Raw genomic sequence first — 15,367 nt, 5'->3', positions numbered from 1 at the left:
CACATAATGGTCCCGTGGGCGCCACCCGTCCACTCCCGTACGGAAGGGGATCCACGTGAACGACCGGCACCCTCATCACCCCGTGCGCGGCGGGCACGGCCACCACGGCGATGACCAGGGCACGCACGGGCACGGCGGGCCGGGGTGCGGCGGGCACTCCCCCGGCCGGCGCGACGCCGGAGGCGCCGACCACGCGCACGGCCACCACCACGACCCCGGTCCTGGGGGCCACGCCACCCCCGCGCCCGGTCTCCGGCACCGGCTCGCTCATGTCCTCACCCCGCACTCCCACGACACCGCCGACAAGCTGGACCCGGCCATGGAGGCCTCGGCGCGCGGGATGCGGGCCCTGTGGGTGTCGCTGGCCGTCCTCGGGGTCACCGCGCTGACGCAGGCGGCCGTGGTGGCCGTGTCCGGGTCGGTGGCGCTGCTCGGGGACGGCGTGCACAACGCCGCCGACGCCCTGACCGCCGTCCCGCTCGGCATCGCCTTCGTGCTGGGGCGGCGGGCGGCGACCCGGCGGTTCACCTACGGCTACGGGCGCGCGGAGGATCTCGCGGGGCTGGTGATCGTGCTGACCATCGCCGCCTCGGCGGCCTTCGCCGCCTGGGCCGCCGTGGGACGGCTGCTCGATCCGCGCCCGGTGACGCATCTGCCGGCGGTCGCGGCGGCCGGGCTGGTCGGGTTCCTGGGCAACGAGTGGGTGGCCCGGTACCGGATCCGGGTGGGCAGGGAGATCGGCTCCGCCGCGCTCGTCGCCGACGGGCTGCACGCCCGTACCGACGGTTTCACCTCGCTGGCGGTTCTCGTGGGCGCCGGAGGGTCGGCTCTCGGCGTGCACCTGGCCGACCCGGTCGTCGGGCTGGCGATCACCGCCGCGATCGTGCTGGTGCTGCGGGACGCGGCGCGGGAGGTGTTCCGGCGGATGCTGGACGCCGTCGACCCGGCGCTGGTGGACCGGGCGGAGCGGGCGGTGCGGGCGGTACCGGGTGTGCGTGAGGTGGGTGAACTGCGGCTGCGCTGGATCGGGCACCGGCTGCGGGCCGAACTCGCGGTGGTGGTGGACGGCGAGGCGACGCTGCGGCAGGCGCACGCGATCGCCGTCGAGGCCGAACACGCCCTGCTGCACGCCGTACCCGCACTGACGGCCGCCCTGGTCCACGCCGACCCGGCACCGGCACCGGGCGAGACCGACCCGCATCTCCCCCTGGCCCACCATCTGCCGGTGTGACGGGTGACGGTGCACCGGGCAGATCCGTTCCGGCCGGGGAACACATCTGCCGTCCACCGGCCTCAGGCGGCCCCGAGCCCCTCCACGACCACGGCGCCCGGCAGTTCCGCCAGGGCCTTGCCGGGGACCAACAGCTTGCCGCGCCGGCGTCCGCTGCCGACGAGGACGTAGGGCAGGTCGACGACGGCCGGGTCCAGCAGCACCGGCCAGCCGGCGGGCAGTCCGACCGGGGTGATGCCGCCGTGCTCCATGCCGGTCTCGCCGGTGGCCGTCTCCATCGAGGCGAACGAGGCCTTACGCGCGCCGAGTTGGCGACGGACGACGCCGTTGACGTCGACCCGGGTGGTGGAGAGCACCACGCACGCGGCGAGCGTGGTCCCACCGCCCCGCTTGCCCGCGACGACCACGCAGTTCGCCGACTGCTCCAGCAGGTCGCGGCCGTAGTGCTCGACGAAGACGGCGGTGTCCGCCCACTGCGGGTCGGTCTCGACGTAGAGGATGCGGTCGGCGGGGACCGCGCCCTGCCAGTGGCGTACGGCGTCGGCGACCGGGGCGGTCAGCTCCTGAAGGCAGTCCGGGGCGGGGGTGGCGGTGTCGAAGTCTCCGATGGGTGGGCGCATGGCCGCACGCTAACAGCCCGCCGCGGGCGTGGTTCAGCGCACGGGCGGCACCGAGACGGCCATCACCATCTCCATCGGGACGTCGCCCTCGTTGCCGTACGTGTGCGAGGTGCCGGCCTCGAACGTGGCGCTCGCGCCGGTCGGCACGAGGTGCTTGACGCCGTCGACGGTCAGGGTCAGTTCGCCCGCGGTGACGTGGACGAGCTCCACCGTGCCCGCCGGGTGCGGCTCGGAGGGGCTCTGCTCGCCGGGCATCAGCCGCCAGTCCCACATCTCCAGCGGCCCGGGGGCCTCCGTGCCCGCCAGGAGGCGGTTGTAGCTGCCGGCGTCGGTGTGCCACAGGCGTACGGCCTGCTCGGCGGGGACGATGCGGACGGCGGGGCCCTGCTCGTAGTCGAGCAGGGTGGTGATGCTGATGCCCAGCGCGTCGCCGATCTTGACGACGGTGCCGATGCTGGGGTTCGTCCGGGCCTGCTCGATCTGGATCAGCATGCCGCGGCTGACTCCCGCGCGGGCGGCGAGCGCGTCCAGGGTGAAGCCGCGCTCGGTGCGCCAGCGCTTGACGTTGCGCGCCAGGGACTGGGTCAGCAGGTCGAGGTCCGACACGTCACGTCCGTTCAATATATTCAATGACACAGTTCAGTCTGCTGAACTACGGTGGGCTGTACCCGATCGTCCATCGAACTGTACTGCGAGGCAGGCCGTGACAGCATTGTTCGCTCTGACCACCAGCCTCCTGATCTGACTGGCCGACTTCGGCGGCGGTCTGCTGACCCGGCGCACCCCCGCGCTGACCGTGGTCGTCGTCTCGCAGGCGATCGCGACGGCCGTGCTCGGTGTGATCGTCCTCGCCGTCGGCGGCTGGAGCGAGGCCGGGCCGCGCCTGTGGTTCGCGGTCGCCGCGGGCCTGGTCGGGCCGATCGGCGTGCTCACCTTCTACAAGGCCCTCGCGCTCGGCCCGATGGGCGTCGTCTCGCCGCTCGCCACCCTCAGCGTGGCCGTGCCCATCGGGGTGGGCCTCGTCCTGGGCGAGCGCCCGGGACCGCTCCAGGTCGCGGGCGTCGCGGTCGCCGTCACCGGAGTCTTCCTCGCGGCCGGTCCCCAGCGGGGCGACACGTCCGTACAGCGGCGGGCCATCCTGCTCACGCTGGTCGCGGCGCTGGGCTTCGGCTCGGTGTTCGCGCTGCTCACGGAGGCCTCGACCAGCATCACCGGGCTGTTCCTCGCGCTGTTCGTGCAGCGGCTGCTGAGTACGGTGGTGGGCGGGGCCGCGCTGGCCGCATCCGTCCGGCGGGGCGCCGCCGCCCCACCGCAGGCCGGCCCGATCCCGGCCTCGCTGCCCGGCCTCGCCTTCGTCGGAATCGCCGACGTGGCCGCCAACGGCACCTACGCCGTCGCCGCCCAGCACGGCCCGGTCACCGTGGCGGCCGTCCTCGCCTCGCTGTACCCGGTGGTGACCGCGCTGGCGGCGCGCGGCTTCCTCAGCGAGCGGCTGCGCGCGGTCCAGGCGGCGGGCGCGAGCCTGGCACTGGTCGGCACGCTGCTGCTGGCCACCGGCTGAGTCAGCCCTCGGTCTCCAGTTCCACGAGCCGGGCCACCCCGTCCTCGTCCAGGTCCGCCAGCGCGCGCAACTGCTCCGGTGTCGTCCCGTCCGGGATCGGCACCGGCGCCGGGGTCCTCAGCGGCGGCTGCCAGCCCTGCTCGGGTGTCCAGCGCCGGACGACCCGGGCCGGTGCCCCGGCGACCACGGCGTGATCGGGCACCGTGCCGCGGACCACGGCACCGGCCGCGACGACCGCGTTCCGGCCGATCCGCGCGCCCGGCAGGATCACCGCGCCGGTGCCGATCCAGCAGCCCGGGCCGATCTCCACGGGCTCCATGCGCGGCCACTGCCTGCCGATGGGCTGGTGCGGGTCGTCGTAGGAGTGGTTGGTGGAGGTGACGTAGACGTACGGGCCGAAGTAGCAGTCGCTGCCGATGGTGACCGTCGTGTCGGCGATGACATGGCTGCCGCGGCCGAGGACCACCCCGTCGCCGATGCGCAGGATCGGGTCCGGGCCGAGGTCCAGGTCGGGCATCAGGCCGGCGGTCAGCGTGACCTGCTCGGCGATGATGCAGTGGGAGCCGAGGTGGATCCAGGGTTCGCCGAAGACGGTGCCGAGCGGGAAGGCGAGCCGGGTGGCTTCGCCGATCGAGCCGAAGCGCAGGCGCCCGGGGTGGTCGGCGGTGACGGAGCCCGTGCGCTGCGCCCAGGCCCAGGCCGCGTGCACCACGCGCTGCGCTGCGCGGCGTCGCCAGGATGAGAACGTGTTCTTGCGCTTCGGCACGGGGTCACGTTACTCACCGGTTGTCCCCGGCGAGAGGCTGGGCTGCTGTGATCTTTGCCCCACGCCGTGTCGTACCGTGCGGGGTACATACGGACACGAGGAGACGGTGATGACGCAGCAGGCGCTGATCGTGGGCATCGGGGGCAGGGAGCCGCGGATCGATCCCCAGGCGTTCGTGGCGCCCACGGCCTCCGTGATCGGCGATGTCACGCTGCGCGCGGGGGCCAGTGTCTGGTACGGCGCGGTGGTGCGCGGGGACGTCGAGACGATCACCGTGGGCGCGCACGCGAACGTCCAGGACAACGTCACGTTGCACGCGGATCCCGGGTTTCCCGTGAACGTGGGTGAGCGGGTCTCCATCGGGCACAACGCGGTGGTGCACGGGGCGACGGTCGAGGACGACTGCCTGATCGGGATGGGGGCGACCGTGCTGAACGGGGCCGTGATCGGGGCGGGGTCGCTGGTGGCCGCTCAGGCCTTGGTGCCACAGGGGATGGTGGTGCCGGCGGGGTCGCTGGTGGCAGGGGTGCCGGCGAAGGTCCGGCGCGAGCTCACGGAGGAGGAGCGGCAGGGGGTGACCCTCAACGGCACGATGTACGCGGAGTTGGCGAAGGCGCACAAGGACGTGCATCAGTAGGCCGTCCGTCGGGTGCCGGTCGGATGTGGCTGGCGCCCGCCGCGGCGGAACCGCATGTCGACACGGTCCCGCGCCCCTCGGGGGCGCTTCACTCACCGGCGCTTACGGGCTCCGCCTCCCGTGCCGCCGTCTGGGCCTTCTTCGCCTTGCGCTTGATGATCAGCATGGAGGCCAGACCGATCAGGACCGCCGCCGCGAGCCCCACGTACGAGAACTTCTTCAGCCAGTCCTCGGCGACGACGCCCACGTAGTAGATGACGGCCGTGGTGCCGCCCGCCCAGCAGACGCCGCCCAGGACGTTGGCGATCAGGAACTTCCAGTACGGCATGTGGAGGACGCCCGCGAGCGGGCCCGCGAAGATACGCAGCAGGGCGATGAACCGGCCGAAGAAGACGGCCCACATGCCCCACTTCTCGAACGACCGCTCGGCGGTGGCCACATGGCCCTCGCCGAAGTGCCTCGGGAACTTCTTGGCGAGCCAGGCGAGCAGCGGGCGGCCGCCCTTGCGGCCGATCGCGTAGCCGATCGAGTCGCCGATCACGGCGCCGGCGGTCGCGCAGGCGCCGAGGACGACCGGATTGATGCCGGAGTGCTGGGAGGACATGAGGGCCGCCGAGACCAGCACGATCTCGCCCGGCAGCGGGATGCCCAGGCTCTCCAGACCGATCACCAGGGCCACCACGGCGTAGACGGCGGCCGCGGGCACCGTGTCGAGCCATTCCTGGACGTGCACCGCCGGTTCCTCCCCTGTCGCCGTCCCTGTCTTCGGGGACGCCGCATGTAAAGCGCGTCCCAAGGGAAGGCTACCTGGTCGGCGGCGAACGGCGGCTTGCGCGCACTACCCGGCGGCACCGTCCCGCCCTCACTCCTTCGGTTTTCGGACATCCCGGTGTCACACGGGAGGGGAAGGCTCCCCGCTGTTCCGCCCGGCCCGCCTCCCCCAGGTCCCGCCGCGGGGCCCGCTGCGGAAGGACGACGTCCCCGTGTCCCCAGTGTCCGAGTCCCCCTCGCTCGCCTCTCCGCCGTGTTCCCGGACGGCGGCGCCCGCGTCCGCCGGGTCCGGTGATCCGCCGGGCACCGGTCCGCAGGCCGCCGCCCGGCCCCCGTCGCTCCCGGCGGGCCGGCACCTACGGCTGGTCCTGTGCCTGGCTCCCGTGCTGCTGGCCGCCGGCTGGGCCGTCGCCAACCGGCCGGTGATGCACGAGGGTGTCCGGCGGCTCCTCGCGGCCGACCCGTGGTGGCTGCTGGCCGGGGCCGGTTTCACCTGCCTGAACTGCGTGGCGGCCTCGTGTGTGCGGCAGGGCGCCCTGCCCGACCGGCTGCCGCCGGGTCTGCTGCTCGCCTCGCAGTTCGCCGCCGGTGCCGCCAACCACGTGCTGCCGGGCGGGCTCGGCGCCCATGCCGTCACCCTGCGCTTCCTGCGGGGCCGCGGGGTGCCGGCCGGCCGGGCCACCGCGTCGATCGGGCTGTACTCGCTGGCCAAGTCCGGCGCGAAGACGGTGGTGCTGCTGGTGTTCCTGGCGGTGTCACCGGCCTGGCGGCGCCTCGGTGAGCTGGTACCGGACGGGCGGCTGCTGGTCCCGGTCGCCGCCGTCGCGGGCGGGGCCGTCGCGGTGGCCGGGGTGTTGCTGACGGTCGTACGGCCGCTCCGGCGGCCGGTGTCCGGGCTGCTGCGCTCCGCCCTCGCCGATGCGCGGGAGGTGCACACCCGGCCGTCGCGGGTGGTCGCGCTGTGGGGCGGGGCGGTCGCGATGCCGCTGGTCCAGGGGTCCGCCCTGGCCTGTGTCGGTGCCGCGCTCGGACTGGGTCTGCCCTGGGCGCACGTGGTGCTCGCCTACCTCGCGGCGGGCACGGCGGTCGGGGCGGTGCCGGCACCGGGCGGGCTCGCGGTCGACGCCGCGCTGGTGTGGACGCTGGTCACCTTCGGCTCCGCACCGGCACCGGCCACCGCGACGGTCATCGGCTACCGGGTGCTGACCGACTGGGTGCCGCTGCTGCCGGGCAGCCTGACGCTGTCCGCGCTCATCCGCGCGAAGGTGCTGTGAGCTGCGGTCACTCCCGGCGCGCCACCAGGCGGTAGGCGTTGGACAGGCCGAGGCGGTGGGAGAGGGGCCGTAGCGCGAACCGGTCGAGGAGGGTCGCGGTGATGAGCGCGGGCACCCCCGCGAGGAGGACGGTGGTGCGTGCGGCGCGGCGCAGGGCGCCGGGCGGCTCCGGCAGCCAGGGGGCGTCCTCGCGCGGAGCGGTGTGGTCGAGGGCCAGCCAGACGGCGGCGAGCAGGTCGACCGGGTCGTGCGCTTCGGCGTGCTGCTCGGCGACCACCGTGAAGCCCAGCTCGGTCAGCCGCCGCCTCAGGCCCGCGACGGGTATCAGGTGCAGGTGCTGCGGCTGCAGCCACGGCAGCCACCAGCGGCCGAGCAGCCGGGCGTAACGGCTCTGCGGGTCCGGCACCTCGACGAGGAGGTGCCCGCCGGGGCGTACGGCCTCGTGGGCCGCGCGGAGCTCACGGTCCGGGTCGGTGCTGTGCTCCAGGTAGTGGAACATGCTCACCACGTCGTAGCGGGCGGCGAGTTCGGGGGCGAGGGCGGGGAAGGCGCCGTGATAGGCGTGGTCCACGCGGCCGTCCCGGGCGGCGAGTTCGACGCCGTCGGTGAAGTCGAGCCCGTCGAAGGAGGTGTCGGGCAGGACGGTACGGGCGGTGGCGCAGAAGTGGCCGTGCCCGGTGCCGACGTCCAGCCATGTCTTCGGGGCGGGATCGTGCGGGAGCATCGCCTCGGCGCGCCCCCGGTACATGGCGGTACGGCCGCCGAAGGTGCCGCTCATCCGCTGTTCGCCGAGGCCGTCGTAGAAGTCCCGGTAGTAGAACTCCAGGCCCTCTTCGGTCAGTCGGGGGTTCTGGAAGGTGTGGCCGCAGTCGGCGCAGTGGTCGAGGGTGAAGCGGCCGGGCTTGTGCTGGAGCAGGTCGGTGGTGTGGAGGCGGGCGGCGAGCCGGTCCGAGCCGCACCAGGGGCAGGTCTCGCGCCGGGGCGCGAGGAAACGGTCGGTTCCTGCGGCCAGGTCCCGCTGGTAGGCGGGGCGCAGGGCGGCGATGCGGGCTGTGCCGGCACGCCTGTCGTCGCGGTCGCTCATCGGGCCTCCGCTGCGAGTCGTTCGAGGTGGGCCGCCGCGGCCGGGGCGCCGCCCGCCGCGCGGAAGGCGGTGCGGATCCGGGCGGCGGCGGCCCGGTGGGCGGGGTCGGTGAGGACGGTGTCGAGAGCGGCGCCCAGCCGGTCCGCGCGGACCCGGCCGAAGCGGAGGCGGACGCCGGCGCCCGCGTCCACGACCTGTCCGGCCACCACGGGCTGGTCGTCGCGGATGGGTGCGACGAGGAGCGGGACGCCGTGCCACAGGGCCTCGCACACGGTGTTGTGTCCGGCATGGCAGACGACGGCGTCCATCCTGTGCAGCAGGGCGAGTTGGGGCACGGACGGCAGCGCCAGGACGTCCTTGTCGTCGGGCGGCACCGCGAGGACGCCGCCCGGGTCGGCGATCACCGCCTGTACGCGGTCGGCGCGTTCCCGCAGGGCGGCGAGGCACTCGGCGAGGAACCGGCCGCCCGCGTCGGCGTTCGCCGTACCCAGGGAAACCAGGACCTTCGTCCGGCCGTGGTCCAGTCGTTCCCAGGGGAAGCCGGGGCCGGCCGGGCGGCCGGCGAGCGAGGGGCCGACGTAGTGGATGTGCGGTGCCAGCGGTGCCTGGGGACCGATGAGTTCGGGTGTGCTGAAGATCAGCAGGAGGTGCGGCGAGGACCGCGGATCGGCGGTGCCGGACGGGTCGCCGATACGGGCGCGCAGCTCGGTGAGGCGGTGCCGCAGCCACGCGGCGACCTTCGGCAGGCCGTCGTAGGCGCCGGAGAACTCGGCCGAGGTGGTGGCCGAGGTGGCCCACGGCAGCCCCAGGCGTTCGGCCACCAGGGCACCGGCGAAGGCCTGTTGGTCGGCGACGACCACGTCCGGCCGGAACGCCTCGGCCGCCGCACGGACACCGGGCGCCATGGTGTCGGCGAGCGGCAGCAGGTACCCCTCCCACAGGAACTTCAGCGCCTCCGCGCCCCGCAGGTCCGCAGGTCGTACGACACCCTCGGCACCCGGCACCGGGCCCGCGCACCCGGACACCTCGGCGTCCGGGCCCGCGAGCCGCCGCACCAGCGCCGGGTCGGGGCACACCCAGGCCACCCGGTGCCCGCGACCGGTGAGCCGGGCGGCCACGCCCACGGCCGGGTTGACGTGCCCGGTCAGCGGTGGCACGACGAAGAGGAAGGTGCTCATCGGACACCCGCCCCGGCACGGATCAGCTCCAGGATGTGTCCGCCGACGGCCGCGGGCGCCTCCACCAGCACCGAGTGCTCGTGCCCGGGCAGCACGACCGCCCGGTAGTCCGTCAGCAGCGCCTGCTTCAGCGGCACCAGGGCGGCGAGGTCCGACTCTCCGCCGTACACGCCGAGGACCGGGCAGCGTACGGCTCTGACGGCGTCCTCGGTCAGCACGCGGCTGGCGGGGATGTCCCGGCCGAGGGTGGTCTCGCGGGCGAGCCGGGCCGCGCCCTTGGCCAGCCGGGCCGTGTTGTGGCCCCGGTGGGCGGTGATCCAGGCGACGGCGTCGGGTTCGTTGTGCGCGAGTTCGGTCATGACCCGGTCCAGGATGCGGCCGAGTTTCGCCGCCCACGCGGCCGTCGCGGGCTCGGACTCGATCAGCGTCAGGCTGGCCGCGCGCGCGGGGTGCCGGGCGGCGAAGCCGAAGGCGATGGTCCCGCCGTAGGAGTTGCCGACGAGGTGGACGGGCCCGGTGACGGCCAGCCGGCCGAGGAGCGCCTCCAGGTCGTCGATGTTGTGGTCGAGGGTGTAGCCGTGCGGCGGGCGCTCGCTGCGGCCGTGCCCGCGCAGGTCGTACATGACGACGTCGAGTCCGGCCGCGGCGAAGGCGGGCGCGACCGTGAAGTAGTAGCTGGCCAGGCTGTCGGTGAGCAGGCCGTGCACCAGGACGACCGTGCCGTGCGGGGTGCTGTCGCCGGGCGGGGCCATGCGCTGGACGTGCAGCCGGATACCGTCGGCGTCGACCATCGCCATGGCTCAGCCCGCCTGGGTGGTCTTCGGCTGCGTGGTCTTCGGCCGCGTGGTCTTCAGGCTCCACACCACGTACTCCACGAGCCGGCCGACGGTCAGCTCGATGATCTCGTCGAACTCCATGCCGGCCAGGAACTCCGCGAGGTTGACGCGTTGCCCGTACCGCTCCTCCAGCAGGCCGGCCAGGGTGACGAGGTCGATGCTCTCCAGTTCCAGGTCCCGGTTGAAGGTGGTGGACAGCCCGATCACCACGTCGTCGTCGCCGTACTCCGCCAGCACCGTGCGGAGCATGCCGGTGACGTCGGCGAGCACGGCGTCGACGGTGGGCTGCGCCGGCGCCGGATGCGTGGGGTCCGTCGGGAACGGATGGGTGGGGTTCATCGGGGGTGCTCCTCGGCTGCTTCGTGGGGGTGTCCGTCGTCGGCTCCGGGCCCGGTCGTCCAGGCCGCCACATAGGCGCGGTCCGGCAGGGCGGGCGGATTGGCCAGCGCCGCGCAGCGCACGGTGTAGACGCGTTCCAGCCGCCCGGAGACCACCAGCCGGCTGCCGTCCGGGGTGGTCTCCAGCACCGCGAAGTCCCGTGGCCGGCCGCCGAATCCGACGCCCTCGGCCTTGGCGACCGCCTCCTTGGCGGCCCAGAACCGGGTGAACCACAGGGCCTGCGGGTCGGTGCCGTCCGCCGAGCGGGCGCGCAGGAGCCGCAGTTCGGCCGGGCCGAGCGCGGTGGCGAGGGTCGCCGGATCGCGCTCGGTGACCTCTTCGATGTCGATGCCGGGACCGGGCCGCGGGGTGTGCGGGCGGACGATCGCCACGCCCGCCTCGCCGCGGTGGGCGAGCGAGACGTCCAGCGGGGGCAGGGCGCGGCCGTACACCCCGGTGACGTACGGGCGCCCCGACTCGTCGTTGTGGACCCGCAGTTCCGCCGGGAAGACAGGTCCCTCGCCGTGTTGCCAGAGCCACTGCCGTACGGCGTCCTTGACGGCGATCCGGCCCAGCAGCCACTGCCGGCGGCCGCGCGGCGGGCGGGCGGCGTACTCGGTGCGCTCGGCGGCGCCGAGCGAGTTGCGCATGATCAGTTCGCGTGAGGCGAGGTCCGGCCAGCGTTCGTGCACCAGCGCCCAGCCGCCGGGCATGGCCCGGGAGAGGGTGTGGCGCTGGGGGAAGCGTTCGACGGGGCGGGTGGTCGGGTCGTTGTCGAAGCGGCGGTCCTGCCAGCCGCCGATCACGGCCCACACCCGACCACCGACGGTCAGCTCCGCGTCGGCCTCCAGGACGGTGTCCGTGAGGGAGGTGATCCGCAGCACGCAGCCGACCTCGGTCCCGGGCGCCGGGTGCGGTCCGTGGAACCGCATGTGCCGCATCCGCACGGGGAAGACGACGGTCCGCTCGGTCCGGGCCGCCATGATCCAGTAGCCGAGGAGCTGCCCCACGTTGTCGAGCAGTGCACCGGGGGCGGCGGGCGCGGTGATCACTCCACGGATGTGCCGCTCGCCGATCGCGGTGAGGTCGGTCAGTCCCTGGAACCCGGGGCCGTGGAACATCCAGCGCTCCCGGTAGATCTGGGCCGCGGTGTGCTGGGGGCGGCGTTCGGGGGCGTCCGGGAGGGGGCCGGGCGGGGGTGGTGCGGGGTGGCCGGGGGCGAGTTCGACGACGGCGCGGGCGGTGGGGCCGAAGGCCACGGTGACGCGGTGGGAGTGGCTGGGGGCCGGGGGGAGGGTGAGACCGGCCGGTCGGCCAGGGGCGGGGGTGACGGTGACGCGGTCCGGGTGACGGGGGACCGGGGTCACGGTGACCTGTATGTCGACGGGGGGTGTGGCGGTGAGCCAGCGGTCGAAACGGGCCTCGTGCACGGCGACCGCCCGCAGGCCGGGGGCCGCCGCCTCCGCGGCGTCCATCATGTGCCGGACGATCGTGGTGGCGGGGACCACCGGCCAGCGGTCCTCGACGTCCGGCCAGCCGGACCGTTGCGGGAAGAAGCAGTGGTCCAGGAGGTGGGGCATGGTGCGCGGGGAGACCCGGACGGTGGTGACGGCCGGCGCGGGCGCCCCGGGGACGGGTGCGGTGAAGGCGGGCTCGGAGGGGGAGGGCGCGGAGAGGGAAGGCGCGGAGACGGAGGGCTCGGAGAGGGAGGGTGCGGCGCCGGTGGTCGCGTCACGGGGTGGTGCGGCGCCGGTGGACCCGGTGAGAGGTGGTGCGGCGCGGGTCGGGCCGGCGAGGGTGCGGGCGGCGGGGGCGTCGTTGAGGACACGGCTGCGGTCCGCGCTGATCAGCTGTGCCGCCGTGTCCGCGGTGTCCCGCAGCAGGGCGGCCAGCTCGGCGGCGGCCGGGAAGCGCGCGGCGAGCCCTTCGAGTTCGCCGAGGCCGGACGCGCCCGGAGAGTCCGGGGGCGCGGCAGGCGGTCCCTGGGGGTGCGTGGCGTCTGGTACCTGGTGGTCCGGAGATGCCGGGTGGGCGGTAGGGGGCCCCGTGTGCAGTTCCGCGCGGAGTGCGTCGAGTACCGGCCCCTCCAGCGAGACCAGGGCGGCACCGAGATCGAGCCGGACGGGCCTGCGCCGGGAGGCCTGGGCGGGTGCCGCGGCGCGGGGTGGCACCGCCGACGCGACGGACGTCCCCGCGGGGTGCGCCGGCACCGTCGGCCCCGCCGTGCGTGAGGGCACCGCCGGCGACACCGGTGCCCCGGCCGTCCACAACGCCGTCGCCACCCGGCGGAGTTGGGGCATGCCAGCGCGTTCGGGCACGTTGGCGGCGACGGTCAGGTGGTCCCGGTCGCCGAGGGTGTCACCGATGAGGGAGGTGAGCCGGCCGGGGCCTGTCTGGACGAAGACGCGGTGCCCGGCGGCGTAGAGGGCCTCGGTCAGCTCGCGGAAGCGGACGGGTTCCAGCAGGTGCCGGACGAACAACTCGCGTACCGCCGGCTCCGCGTCCGGGAACGGCCCGGCGGTCGTCCCGGACCACACCGGCACGGTCGGCCGGTGCAGCCGGAAGCGGTCGGCGGCGTCCTTGATGGGCGCGACGTACGGCTCCAGCATCGGCGTGTGGAAGCCGGAGCGGAAGGGCAGCACCTGGCAGATGATCCCGTGGGCACGCAGGAACCGCACGAACTCGTCCACCGCCGCGCCGGGTCCGCAGACCATGGACTGGCGGGGCGCGTTGTCGTGGGAGAGCACGATCCCGGAGTCCGCCCAGGACTCGGCGAGCGCGGCCCGGACGTGTGCGGCTGATGTGCCGAGGGCGGCGAAGACGAGGCCGGGGACGGTGACCGCGTCGGGGTCGAACCCGGCCATGAACGCGTCCACTTGGTCCGGCGCGTACAGCCCGGCCGCCACCATGGCCGTCCACTCGCCGACGCTGTGCCCGGCGACCGCGTCCGGTACGACGCCCATGCGGCGCAGTGCCTGGTCCAGCAGGCGCCCCACACCGACGACCCCGAAGCCGTGCCGTCCTACGTCGCCGACCCGGACGTCCGTGCCGGGCGGTGGGGTGAGGCCGAAGTGGGCGGCGATGTCGTCGGTGCGCGGCGTGAAGTCGCCTTCCAGGCCGGGGAAGACGAACGCGAGCCGGCCGGCGGCCCGCCCGAGCAGCGGGCCCGGCCGGAACCACACATCGCTGCGGCCCTGCCAGACGCGGCCCTTGGCGACCGCGCGGCGGGCCAGGGCGAGCCGCCTGGCGGTCGGGTCCACGATCCCGAGCCGGACCGGGCCGGCGCCGGTGTGCGGCAGGGCAGGATCGAGACCGGCGCCGAGGACGGCCGAGTCGTCGGTGCCGAGCGCTACGGCGAGGTCCGCCACGCTGCCGGCGGCGAGCAGCAGGATCCGCTCGGGCTCGGTGACGCGGGCTGGGGCGGACGCGGAGCGCGGCCCGGGCGACGCCGCCTCCCCGTGCCCCGGAGGAGCACCCGCAGTCCCCTCCGCGACCCGACCCACAGCCACCGCCCCCGCCGCCTCCGAACCGGCACCCGCAGCCCCCGCCGGCTCAGCAGTCGCACCCCGCGCCCTCCCCGGCACCGAACGGCCCCCCGGTGCCTCCTCCAGCACCACGTGGGCGTTGATCCCGCCGAAGCCGAAGGCGTTCACGGCGGCTCGGCGGACGGGTCGCCGTGGGTCGGTCTCCCAGGGGCGGGCCCGGTCCAGGGTGCGGAAGCGGGTGGCGGCGAGCGCGGGGTGGGGGGTGTCGCAGTGCAGGGTGGGCAGGAGGGTGCCGTGGTGGAGGGCGAGGGCGGCCTTGACCAGGCCGGCGACCCCGGCGGCCGGCATGGTGTGGCCGATCATCGACTTCACCGAGCCGAGGACCGGGCGCGCGGCGTCGTCGTCGCCGTACCCCTCTCCCGGTCCGAACACCTCGGTGAGTGTGGCGAGTTCGGCCGCGTCCCCGGCGGGGGTGGCGGTGCCGTGTGCCTCCAGGAGGCCGACGGAGTCCGTTGCGGCCGGGTCGAGCCCGGCGGCCCGCCAGGCCTGCCGCACGGCTCTGGCCTGCCCGCCCGGGTCGGGTGCGACGAGCCCCGCGGTGCGGCCGTCGCTGGCCACGCCCGTGCCACGGATCACCGCGTACACGCGGTCGCCGTCGCGTTCGGCGTCCGCGAGCCGCTTCAGTACGACGACGCCCGTGCCCTCGCCGATGAGGATGCCGTCGGCGTCGCGGTGGAAGGGGCGGATGCGCTGGGTCGGGGACAGGGCGCGCAGCCGGGCGAAGACGCTCCACAGGGTGATGTCGTGGCAGTGGTGCACTCCCCCGGCCAGCATCAGGTCGCAGCGGCCGGTGGTGAGTTCGGTGACCGCCTGGTCCACGGCGACCAGGGAGGAGGCGCACGCCGCGTCCAGCGTGTACGCGGGGCCGCGCAGGTCGAGCCGGTTGGCGATGCGGGAGGCGGCGAGGTTGGGGACCAGGCCGATCGCGGACTCAGGACTGTCGGGGCCGAGCCGTTCGGTGAACGCCGTGCGGACGCGGTCGAGTTGGGCGGCCGACAGATGGGGTAACAGCTCCCCCAGGGTGCGCGTCAGTTGTCCGGCGGTGCGGACGCGCTGGTCGAGGCGGGCCAGGCCCGGGGTGAGATAGCCGCCGCGGCCCAGGGCCACACCGATCCGGTCCCGGGCCGGGAGCCGGTCCTCGCCGCCCGCGTCGGCGAGCGCGGCGGCGGCCACGTCGAGGGCGATCAGCTGGTCGGGCTCGGTGCCGGGCACGGCGGCGGGCATGATGCCGTACCGGCTGACGTCCACCTCGGCCAGGCCGTCCACGAAGCCGCCGCGCCGGCAGTAGACCTGGCCGGCGACGGCGGGCCCGGCGGCCGAGCCGGGCCGGTAGGCGGCGGCGTCCCAGCGGTCCGCGGGGACGTCGCGGATCGCGTCGACGCCGTCGCGCAGGTTGCGCCAGTAGGCGTCCAGGCCGGGGGCGCCGGGCAGCAGCACCGCCATCCCGACGACGGCGACCGCGACGGGTGTCCGGCGTTCCGTCATG

General features: G+C 74.9%; 13 protein-coding genes. 4 read left to right on the top strand and 9 right to left on the bottom strand.

The genetic code is table 11. The annotated features are described in order from the left end of the window. Positions 1-55: 55 nt before the first annotated feature. Positions 56-1,231, top strand: coding sequence for a cation diffusion facilitator family transporter (locus ACWC94_RS32510; RefSeq protein ID WP_450800871.1), 1,176 nt, complete (start codon positions 56-58; stop codon positions 1,229-1,231). A gap of 62 nt (positions 1,232-1,293) precedes the next feature. Here ACWC94_RS32510 and ACWC94_RS32505 read toward each other — a convergent pair whose 3' ends face one another. Together ACWC94_RS32505 and ACWC94_RS32500 are read right to left on the bottom strand one after the other, a co-directional pair. Continuing rightward, the gene (locus ACWC94_RS32505; protein ID WP_450800870.1) at positions 1,294-1,851 is read right to left on the bottom strand and encodes a YbaK/EbsC family protein; all 558 of its coding nucleotides are present in this window, start codon (positions 1,849-1,851) and stop codon (positions 1,294-1,296) included. A gap of 33 nt (positions 1,852-1,884) precedes the next feature. Further along, positions 1,885-2,457, bottom strand: coding sequence for an XRE family transcriptional regulator (locus ACWC94_RS32500; RefSeq protein ID WP_450800869.1), 573 nt, complete (start codon positions 2,455-2,457; stop codon positions 1,885-1,887). Positions 2,458-2,596: 139 nt separating this feature from the next. On the opposite strand from ACWC94_RS32500, the gene ACWC94_RS32495 reads away from it, so the two are divergent. Further along, positions 2,597-3,412 (top strand): EamA family transporter, encoded by an 816-nt coding sequence (locus tag ACWC94_RS32495; RefSeq protein WP_450800888.1) that lies wholly within the window; start codon positions 2,597-2,599, stop codon positions 3,410-3,412. A 1-nt stretch (position 3,413) separates the two neighbouring features. Here ACWC94_RS32495 and ACWC94_RS32490 read toward each other — a convergent pair whose 3' ends face one another. Next, complete coding sequence (locus ACWC94_RS32490; protein WP_450800868.1) at positions 3,414-4,178, bottom strand: acyltransferase; 765 nt, start codon at positions 4,176-4,178, stop codon at positions 3,414-3,416. A gap of 109 nt (positions 4,179-4,287) precedes the next feature. Here ACWC94_RS32490 and ACWC94_RS32485 point away from each other — a divergent pair, with 109 nt between their 5' ends. Next, positions 4,288-4,815, top strand: a complete 528-nt coding sequence (locus ACWC94_RS32485) for a gamma carbonic anhydrase family protein (RefSeq protein WP_450800867.1) — start codon at positions 4,288-4,290, stop codon at positions 4,813-4,815. 88 nt (positions 4,816-4,903) lie between these two features. Here the strand turns inward: ACWC94_RS32485 and ACWC94_RS32480 are convergent, their stop codons facing one another. Further along, complete coding sequence (locus ACWC94_RS32480; RefSeq protein WP_450800866.1) at positions 4,904-5,548, bottom strand: DedA family protein; 645 nt, start codon at positions 5,546-5,548, stop codon at positions 4,904-4,906. A 250-nt stretch (positions 5,549-5,798) separates the two neighbouring features. On the opposite strand from ACWC94_RS32480, the gene ACWC94_RS32475 reads away from it, so the two are divergent. After that, positions 5,799-6,860 (top strand): lysylphosphatidylglycerol synthase transmembrane domain-containing protein, encoded by a 1,062-nt coding sequence (locus ACWC94_RS32475; protein ID WP_450800865.1) that lies wholly within the window; start codon positions 5,799-5,801, stop codon positions 6,858-6,860. A gap of 7 nt (positions 6,861-6,867) precedes the next feature. Here the strand turns inward: ACWC94_RS32475 and ACWC94_RS32470 are convergent, their stop codons facing one another. From ACWC94_RS32470 to ACWC94_RS32450, 5 genes are read right to left on the bottom strand one after another with little or no spacing between them, the layout of a single operon-like run. Then, the gene (locus ACWC94_RS32470; protein ID WP_450800864.1) at positions 6,868-7,944 is read right to left on the bottom strand and encodes a class I SAM-dependent methyltransferase; all 1,077 of its coding nucleotides are present in this window, start codon (positions 7,942-7,944) and stop codon (positions 6,868-6,870) included. Further along, positions 7,941-9,122 carry a glycosyltransferase gene (locus ACWC94_RS32465; protein WP_450800863.1) on the bottom strand — a complete coding sequence of 394 codons (1,182 nt, stop codon included), beginning with the start codon at positions 9,120-9,122 and terminating at the stop codon, positions 7,941-7,943. The genes ACWC94_RS32470 and ACWC94_RS32465 overlap by 4 nt, the downstream gene beginning before the upstream one ends. Beyond that, a complete protein-coding gene (locus ACWC94_RS32460; RefSeq protein ID WP_450800862.1) occupies positions 9,119-9,919 on the bottom strand; it encodes an alpha/beta fold hydrolase in 801 nt (266 codons plus the stop codon). Before ACWC94_RS32460 ends, ACWC94_RS32465 begins: the two co-directional genes overlap by 4 nt. A 3-nt stretch (positions 9,920-9,922) precedes the next feature. Next, positions 9,923-10,297, bottom strand: a complete 375-nt coding sequence (locus ACWC94_RS32455; protein WP_450800861.1) for an acyl carrier protein — start codon at positions 10,295-10,297, stop codon at positions 9,923-9,925. After that, entirely contained in the window at positions 10,294-15,366 is a 5,073-nt protein-coding gene (locus tag ACWC94_RS32450) for a beta-ketoacyl synthase N-terminal-like domain-containing protein (protein WP_450800860.1), read from the bottom strand. The genes ACWC94_RS32455 and ACWC94_RS32450 overlap by 4 nt, the downstream gene beginning before the upstream one ends. Position 15,367 lies beyond the last annotated feature (1 nt).

It is taken from the genome of Streptomyces sp. NPDC001135, assembly GCF_053598395.1.
The sequence above is the reverse complement of the archived record's forward strand: the minus strand, read 5'-3'. Positions and strand labels throughout refer to the sequence as shown.

What these genes read in the sequence shown, in the direction of transcription:
- ACWC94_RS32505 (WP_450800870.1), bottom strand. Translation starts at nt 1,851, where the DNA reads ATGCGCCCACCCATCGGAGACTTCGACACCGCCACCCCCGCCCCGGAC.
- ACWC94_RS32485 (WP_450800867.1), top strand. Translation starts at nt 4,288, where the DNA reads ATGACGCAGCAGGCGCTGATCGTGGGCATCGGGGGCAGGGAGCCGCGG.
- ACWC94_RS32470 (WP_450800864.1), bottom strand. Translation starts at nt 7,944, where the DNA reads ATGAGCGACCGCGACGACAGGCGTGCCGGCACAGCCCGCATCGCCGCC.
- ACWC94_RS32465 (WP_450800863.1), bottom strand. Translation starts at nt 9,122, where the DNA reads ATGAGCACCTTCCTCTTCGTCGTGCCACCGCTGACCGGGCACGTCAAC.
- ACWC94_RS32460 (WP_450800862.1), bottom strand. Translation starts at nt 9,919, where the DNA reads ATGGCGATGGTCGACGCCGACGGTATCCGGCTGCACGTCCAGCGCATG.
- ACWC94_RS32455 (WP_450800861.1), bottom strand. Translation starts at nt 10,297, where the DNA reads ATGAACCCCACCCATCCGTTCCCGACGGACCCCACGCATCCGGCGCCG.
- ACWC94_RS32450 (WP_450800860.1), bottom strand. Translation starts at nt 15,366, where the DNA reads ATGACGGAACGCCGGACACCCGTCGCGGTCGCCGTCGTCGGGATGGCG.